The 6,877-nt window shown below is 39.9% G+C and carries 6 protein-coding genes; all 6 read right to left on the bottom strand.

The genetic code is table 11. The annotated features are described in order from the left end of the window. Positions 1 to 1,028, bottom strand: a 1,028-nt coding sequence (locus WA010_RS11030; RefSeq protein WP_422557168.1) for a hypothetical protein, incomplete at its 3' end; no start/stop codon positions are given. Next, positions 1,018 to 1,665 carry a response regulator transcription factor gene (locus WA010_RS11025; protein WP_422557167.1) on the bottom strand — a complete coding sequence of 216 codons (648 nt, stop codon included), beginning with the start codon at positions 1,663 to 1,665 and terminating at the stop codon, positions 1,018 to 1,020. The genes WA010_RS11025 and WA010_RS11030, both read right to left, overlap by 11 nt. Further along, positions 1,666 to 1,953: a DUF3240 domain-containing protein gene (locus WA010_RS11020; RefSeq protein ID WP_422557166.1), complete on the bottom strand. Its 288-nt coding sequence runs from the start codon at positions 1,951 to 1,953 to the stop codon at positions 1,666 to 1,668. It abuts the gene before it with no gap. Further along, positions 1,953 to 5,009 carry an efflux RND transporter permease subunit gene (locus WA010_RS11015; protein ID WP_422557165.1) on the bottom strand — a complete coding sequence of 1,019 codons (3,057 nt, stop codon included), beginning with the start codon at positions 5,007 to 5,009 and terminating at the stop codon, positions 1,953 to 1,955. Before WA010_RS11015 ends, WA010_RS11020 begins: the two co-directional genes overlap by 1 nt. Further along, entirely contained in the window at positions 5,009 to 6,055 is a 1,047-nt protein-coding gene (locus WA010_RS11010) for an efflux RND transporter periplasmic adaptor subunit (protein WP_422557164.1), read from the bottom strand. Before WA010_RS11010 ends, WA010_RS11015 begins: the two co-directional genes overlap by 1 nt. Then, positions 6,055 to 6,877 (bottom strand): TolC family protein (locus tag WA010_RS11005; protein WP_422557163.1); only part of this gene is annotated, 823 nt, incomplete at its 5' end. The genes WA010_RS11010 and WA010_RS11005, both read right to left, overlap by 1 nt.

Here is a 6,877-nt window from a genome sequence, read left to right as displayed (position 1 = left end):
TTTATAACAGTGTTCTCTCGAGCATAAGTAATAGCATTTTCGAGTAGAGCGCTTAGAACTTTAATTAAAAGTTTTTCAGGTGCCAAAACCATAAACGACTGTTCAGGTAATTGAATATTCAGATATTTGCGTTGAATTAATATATCCATTTTTGTATTAAGCATTCGAAAAATTTCGGATATGTTGACATTACTCGCTTCATCAAAATCTGAACTCTCTAAAAAAAGTACATTTTTTAATTCGCTTGTCAATCTATCAATATCATGCCCTAGCTCGTCAACAAACTTATTTTTTAAATACCCTTCCCCATTTTGGTAAACATCGAGTCGTGAACGCATCAAAGCTAGAGGTGTTTTCAGTTCATGCGCCGCCTCTTTAAAAAGTTCTTTTTCCTTTAGCCGATATCCTTCTAAACGGCGTACCAAAGTGGCAAAGGCAGTAGAAACTTCCATGATTTCAGAAGAAGCATCATCTATAACAAGATCAAAAGGGTTTTCACGCTTCCATTCACATGTTTTTAATGCCAATAAAGCCAACGGTTTCATATAAAAATCAAGAACTAGCATAACGATAATTAGGATAATCACTAGGGATATAATGTAGCGTAAGAGTAGTTTTTCACCATATTTATAAGTAGAAATATCTATTTTTTTGTGATCACTAAGTGCATTTAGATAATAACCATTGGAGAGCTTAATAGATGATGCAATCTGTTTTTCATGTGTCATATACGGATAGGTAGAAATAACAAAACGTAAAGAGCTTGCTTCAGAATCACTGAGAATCATTTTATTATGAGGGATAGTATAGAGAAAACTCACATCACTGGAAGGTAGGAGAGAAGAAGCGATATATTCATCAATACTTTCAATCAGCAAATGCTTAAGAACTTTCTCAACATCCTCTGTTTTTTCGGTATGAATTGTGTTAATCGCAATAATCCAATTGATAGTGAACGCGATTGCAATCCCTATCGAAAAGATGAGGGTAACTTTAAATTTAAGAGAATGGCTCCATCTAAAATTCAATGAGATATCCTCGTGTTTTGATCGTTTTGATAATCAACGGATGAATTTTTTTACGGATCCGCCCTACTAACTCATCTATCGTATTAGAGGTAATATTCTGTGGATTATCGTATAGAGCATCCATGATTTCATATCGGGAAGCCACACTTCCCCTCTCGATGAGATAGAAAAAAAGTTTTTGTTCATTGCCACTCAGGAAAATAAAATTGTCCTCTTTTTTAATCGTTTTATTCTGAAGATCAATTTCAATACCTTCAAAGAATTTTATTCTTGGCGCATAACGCCGTTTCAATGCAATCAATCTCGCCCGAAGTTCTTTAATATCAAACGGTTTCTCAAGATAATCATCTGCACCATATTCAAGCCCCTGTACTTTTTCATCAATGCTTCCCAATGCACTTAAAACCAATATGCCCATCGAAGGGTTCTTGCTTTTAGCATAATCTATCAGTTCACGTACTCGATCTCTACCGTGAAATGTCCGATCAACGAGAAAAAGAGCATAGCTGTAGGCATCCAAATAACTTTTTACTTCATCTGCTTCACTAACGGTATCAATAATCCATTCACGGTTTTGTAACGAAACTTTCAATAATTCAAGAAGTTCAGGTTCATCATCCGCAATTAACAGTCTCATCTATAGCTCTTTTACCTCATGAAGAAATATTTTGATCGTTTTATCGTTTAATTCTTTTTTAATCGCTGCTGAGAGAAAGAAAGCTTCGGTCTCATGCATAAAAAGTCGAAATACTCCGAAATCCCGTCGTGCACTCACCTGCTCTTGTACATTTGTTAAAAAAGCACCGGCACCATAGCGTTTACAAGGAAAAAAATAAAAGTCATCATATCCTTCTTCCAATAATAAATCAACCAGTAAATCTTTATTGGTGATTTCAAAATAAATATCCATACCGCTCCAATTCATTATCTATTCCTCCTATAATTCATTTTAAATGCAGGAGGTAAAATTAGTAGCGTTAAAATAGTAGATGTCACCAATCCTCCCAAGACAACAATGGCGAGCGGTTTTTGAATCTCACTCCCCACACCTGATGCAAATAGCAGCGGTAAAAGACCGAGGGCTGCGATAAACGCCGTCATTAAGACAGGACGTAACCGTCGCTTAGCCCCTTCACGAATAGCATCATCAATACACATACCGTTGCCTAAAAGTGTATTAAAATAGCTGACCATGACTACCCCATTAAGTACTGCAATCCCAAACAAGGCAATAAATCCAACCGATGCAGGGACTGAAAGATACTCACCGCTCAAGTAAAGAGAGATAATCCCTCCCGTTACTGCGAATGGAATATTAAGTAATATAAGCAATGTAGTACTGACCGATCGAAACGTGAAAAATAAGATCAAGAAAATCACTCCGATACTCACAGGAACAACCATCATCAATCGTGCAGACGAGCGTTGCTGGTTTTCGAATTGTCCTCCGTACACAATTTTGTACCCATCAGGAAGTTCTATCCCTGCATTGATTTTCTCCTTTGCCTCTTCCACAAATCCGACAAGATCACGGTTTTCAACATTGGAGCGAACCACACTGAGCCGTTCATTATTTTCTCGAAGCACTTGCACCGGTCCATCCGTCTCATGGATTGTCGTGACACTGGACAAAGGAATACTGCCTCCCTCACTTAAAGGGATCTCCAATGCACGAAATTTTTCATAATCATTTGCGATATCGCTATTCAAACGTATCATCACCGGTGTACGGGCATTTCCTTGTGGAATCGTATCAACGATTATCCCTTCCAATGAAGCTTTTAAAAACTGCTGTAACTCTCCGCTGTTCACTCCCGTATTTGCAGTGGCAAGCCGATCAGGGGTAATGCTCAGGTAGTTTATCCCTTCATTAAGGGTAACGACCACTTCACTTGAGCCTTCAATTCCTTCTAAAATAGTTCCCACATTTTTGCTCAGTACATTCAATGTATCGATATCTGTACCGAAAATCTTAACCGCCAAATCCCCACGCGTCCCCGTCAACATCTCAGAAATACGCATATCGATAGGTTGTGTAAAGCTAAATCCGACGCCGCTAAACGGTTTCAGCGCCGTCATAATATTGTCCATAATTTCCTCTTTGCTTGCAGCTCTCCACTCCTCTTTTGGCTTGAGGATTAAAAAGGTATCAGTTTGATTGAGAGTCATTGGGTCCAATCCAAGTTCATCGGTACCGGTACGGGCAACGATGGTTTTAATTTCGGGAATTTTTTCTTTTAATTCCGCTTGGATCGCTAAATTGAGATCTTTGGACGCATCCAGCGATATGGAGGGCATCGGTTCGACAATCAATATCAAATCTCCCTCATCCAGTGTCGGCATAAATGTTTTGCCGACAAGCATAAAGAGTGAAAAACTTACGATTAAAAATACAATTGCTCCGATAAAAAGGGTTTTTGTGCGGTTGAGAGCAAAGTCAAGTGCCGGAACATACAAGCTAGAGAAAAAACGATCCAACTTTGTTTCATGATGCGATGCTGTTTTAAGTAGCAACGATGCAATAACCGGAATCACGGTAAGCGAAAGGATCAATGACCCCAAAAGGGCAAAAACGATTGTCATCGCCACAGGAGCAAAAAGTTTCCCTTCCAATCCCTCCAGCGTCAACAGCGGCAAAAATACTACGGCGATAATCAGCAATCCGCTAAAAACGGAAACACTCACCTCTTTGGTGGCACGATAGATGAGATGTAGTTTCGGAAGTTTTTGATTCTCTTTACTCAAAACTGCAAACGTATTTTCAACGACTACGACCGCTGAATCAACTAACATCCCTACCGCAATCGCCAAACCGCCCAAACTCATCAAATTTGCTGTGATTCCAAAATAACGCATCAGTATAAAGGCCACTGAAAGCGACAACGGCAGGATCACCGCTACGGCTATCGCTGCACGAACATCGCCTAAAAAAAGCAATAATAAGAGAATGACCAAAATAACCGCTTCTGTTAAAGCATGAGATACGGTATCAACTGCTTTTTGAATCAGTTCACTCCGATCATAAAATGGGACAATGCTCACCCCCTCTGGAAGTGTCGCTTCTAGAATGGCAAGACGTTTTTTAATATCAATAATTGTCTCTTTGGCATTGGCGCCGCGCAGAGTCATTACCAATCCTTCGGTTGCTTCCCCAATACCGTCTTTAGTAACAAATCCCAAGCGTGTTCGTGATTCTTCATTGATCATGCAGAAATCGGCAATCCGTATTGGACCGTTATGCGAATGAATCGTAATATTGGCAATTTCACTGCTGTTTTCCACACCGCTGTTAACTTTGACCAAATATCCTTCATCACCTCGATCAAGCCTTCCAGCACCGTCATTTTTGAGGTTAGCACCCAATGTTGATTCCAAATCGCTTAAGCTAATTCCCAATCGCCCCATAGCACTGATATCAGGAATAAGCGTGATGGTTCGGACTTCTCCCCCCAAAGCGTTAATATCTGCGACCCCTTTTGCCCCACGCAGTGCCGGACGGATAGTAAAATCAAGAAGCTCACGTTTAGCCTGTTGACTTAAATTTCCTTCAATTGTAAACATAAACGCTTCACCAAGCGGTGTCGTGATCGGAGCCATCCCTCCGCTAACTCCCCGTGGAAGTGATTCCATGGCTGATGAGAGCTTTTCAGCGACTTGAGAACGTGCACGATAGATATCGGTACCATCGCTAAAATCAATCGTAATATCAGCTATTGCATATTTAGACGTACTTTTGAGCAGTGTTTGATTCTCTATCCCCATCAGCTCAGCTTCCAATGGCCGCACGATACGAGTTTCTACCTCTTCGGGAGTCATTCCCGGGGCTTTCATAATAATTTTTACCTGTGTAGAGGAGATATCAGGAAAGGCATCGATAGGAATCTTCATAAATGAATATCCCCCATATAGCAAAATAGCTAAAGCAGCCAAAAGGACAACAATACGCTGTTTAAGTGAAAATTCAATGATGGAATTCAGCATTATTCAAATCCCAATCCGCTTAAAGCACCTTTGAGGATGATCAATCCGCTTGTAGCCACTTTCGTATTCTTATCAATTTCATTTTGACGTATCAGGACTCCCTCTTTACTCATACCGATAACCATTAATTGCTGAGCTTTAAAGCCTGACGCTGTACGAATGAAGCAAATATTTTTCCCTTGATATTTAACTACACTATTAGAAGGAATCAGTATTGAAACGACCGGTTTGGATGCGGATACGAATAAAGCGCCCGTTGTCCCTGCACGCAGTTCACCGGAAGTATCACGTAAACGTGCGATAGCAGTAGCTGAATTATTCGACACATTAACGGAAGGAGAAACAGAAATGATGGTTCCCAGCGATTTTCCCATCTCATTTAATACTTTATCCCCTTTGGATATGGCACTCATCAGTTTGGGTGATATATTAAGAATAGCTATCTTGGCATCCGTATCTGAAATACGAAAATAAGGTTCATACGGAGAAATTTTTTCAGCAACAGCCAATGGAGCATCCGTAATTATTCCACTCTTTTGAGCCATTACGGCCAATGATCCATCTGGTTTTATCCTCACCCCCGCAACACTAAAACGACTTTCCAATGACGTGATACGTGAGCGTAATGATGAAGCTTCCAATGCTGTAGCTTGGTAATCACGGTAAGAAATAATCCCCTCTTTATAAAGAATTTCATCTTTTTTAGCATTATTATAAATTACTTCGTACCGATTACGAAGTTCTTTGAGTTCGAAAGCAACATTCATTAGTTCCGGAGATGCAATACGACATAAGATTTGCCCTTTTTTAACCCGTTCGCCGGCTCGAACATTCAAAGATAGAATGGAAGCTTCATGATTCAAAAAATAGCTCTTGGATTTTTCTTCGTCATAATCGATTTTAGCGATCAGCGGACCAATTTTCGAACTGCTTGTTACACGAACATTTTCCGCAACTATTCCCATCTTTTTCATTTGTACTTCGCTGATAGTAATTTGCGCCATTGCCGCCGTGGCTATCATGAGTCCTATTAAACTTTTTCTCATTACCAAATTCTCCCTATTTTTTCCTCAATTACCGTCATTTCTTCAATATAATTTTGTTTCATTTCAACTGTACGCATACGGGCATCATAATACGCATTTTTGGAAGCGAGATATTCAAACTGCCCTATCACACCCCCCTCATACCCTTTTTGAGCCATATTGAAAAGTGTTTCATAATGCGTTTCATTCTCACGCAGTCTTTTGATCATCATCTCACGTTCACTCAGATGTTCCATCAACCCGCTTACGCTGATATGAAGTTTTTCCTTAGCCAGATCGCATACATGAACCAAAGCACTCCGTTCACTCATCAATGCAGCAATTTTATTTTCATTTTTACTGCTCAGTACCAATGGGACGGTAAGACGAAAATCGATACTGTTTTGGGTCGGTTCTTGTGTCATCCCGATTCCAAACGAGAGCGATTCAAGTGTAGCGTGTCTGAGCGTAGCAATTTGCGCATCAATCATTTCGGTGCGATTCATCAGTGATTTTATCAGCGGAGCTTCATTCAGTCGCTCTTCCAAATCTCTTAATTGTATAAAGGTAAAATTTATATCATCAATGACTATCTCATCTTTCATCATAGTCACTTCTTTGAGACGGTGTTGAGCGTGTTCTGCTTCCATAAGCGTCGATGCAACCTCTTGGAGAGTAGTATCGTATTCACTTTTTAACCGTAGAAGTTCCAGCTTTGAAAGGCGACCGGCTTTCATTTTTTTTTCTCCGTTTAAATAAGCTTTATAAGAAAAATCACGTTTTTCACCCAAAATCACACTTCGTTCTTGTTCGAGCTGATAAAGCAACCAATCACGTTTAAGC

It is taken from the genome of Sulfuricurvum sp. (assembly GCF_049305995.1).
Lineage (GTDB): Bacteria > Campylobacterota > Campylobacteria > Campylobacterales > Sulfurimonadaceae > Sulfuricurvum.
This window is presented reverse-complemented; position numbering and strand designations above follow the sequence as displayed.